Annotated in this window: 2 protein-coding genes; both read right to left on the reverse strand. The window is 62.9% G+C overall.

Annotation, left to right across the window (positions count from 1 at the left end; all coding sequences use genetic code 11):
• A partial coding sequence (locus tag EOA33_RS36040) for a glycosyltransferase family 39 protein (protein ID WP_245482562.1) occupies positions 1 to 610 on the reverse strand: 610 nt, incomplete at its 3' end.
• 14 nt (positions 611 to 624) lie between these two features.
• Positions 625 to 1,315 (reverse strand): glycine cleavage T C-terminal barrel domain-containing protein (locus tag EOA33_RS36045; protein ID WP_145989522.1); only part of this gene is annotated, 691 nt, incomplete at its 5' end.

The following is a 1,315-nucleotide window of genomic DNA, read 5'->3' on the forward strand; positions in this document are numbered from 1 at the left end:
CCGCGGCAGTTGCCAGGCCAAACAGCGCATAGGCGGCGAGGGATCGCCGCTTCAACACCTCGACCAGCGCCAGGAACAGCACCGACGAAAAGCAGAATATGGCGACCGAGTGGGTGAGGGCATGCTGCATTTCCCAGATGATCTGTGGAAACAGAAGCAGCCCGAACATTGCGGCCGCGGCCGCGCGACTCGAGTAGCCTAGCCGACGTACCGCGGTGAAGTATGAGGCGAGCCCTCCGGCCAGCAGACCATACTTCACGATCTTCAGGGCGAGGACGTTGGTTCCGACCAGCGAGGCCGTCAGGTGGGCAAGCCAGGTGTAGAGCGGTGGCTGCGAACTGCCGTAGCCAGTCGCAAGGACCCGCATCACCATCAATTGCTCGGATTCATCGACGCCGACGCCAGTGCCTGCCCAATGCGACGACAGCGTCATCACCACGACCTGGACAAGGCAATATATGACGGCAAAGGCGAGCGCGGCGTTGAGTGGACCGGCCTTGTCGTCGCAAAGCCAGTCGGTCCATTTCTCTAGATGCTGCAAGGACGTCGTCTTCCCATCGCGGCCGCTCGAACCGTGCTTGGTCGAAACGCCACCTACACGATCCAACACGCGCTGTCGCCCTTTTAAGTGCGCATCTTCTCGCCGCTCGGGTCGAAGGGCGGTTCGACATTGATGCGGGCCGGACGGCGGTGGCCGAGTATCTCGATCTCGAACAGACCGGCGCTTTGGTCCTCGGCCAACGCCGCCGGCACATAGCCCTGCGCCATCGACTTCTGAACATAGTGCGCATAGCCGCCCGAAGTGACCCAGCCCACCACACGCCAGTCGCCATCGGCGATGCCGCGCACTGCGGAGGCGCCTTCGGCAGCCTGCGAACCGCGCACTTCCTTGCCTGTGGTGTCGAAGCGAGGCGCGCCATAGCCATGTGGCTTTTCCACCGTACCGTAGTCCTTGCTGACCTTGGCCCAGATCGGCTCGTCGCCCATCACGTCCGCATCCGCTGCATCGACGATGAAGGAGACCCGGCGCAGTTTTGGCCCCTCGGCGAGCTCCTTGGCGGACGCCTCGCGGCCGATGAAGTCGTTCTTCTCCAGCTTGATGAAGCGGTCCATCGAGCCTTCGAACGGGCCGTAGATCGGGCGCAATTCGCGGAACCAGGTCGGGAAGTTCTTTTCAAGGCGCATCGACAGCAGGGCGCGCATGCCGAAATCGACGAGGCCGAACTCCTCGCCAGCTTCCTTGATCGCCTTGTAGACGAGGCGCTGATAGGCGGGCGCCATCCAGATCTCGTAGCCGAGGTCCCCAGTATAGGTG

It is taken from the genome of Mesorhizobium sp. M4A.F.Ca.ET.050.02.1.1, from assembly GCF_003997725.1.
Classification (GTDB): domain Bacteria; phylum Pseudomonadota; class Alphaproteobacteria; order Rhizobiales; family Rhizobiaceae; genus Mesorhizobium.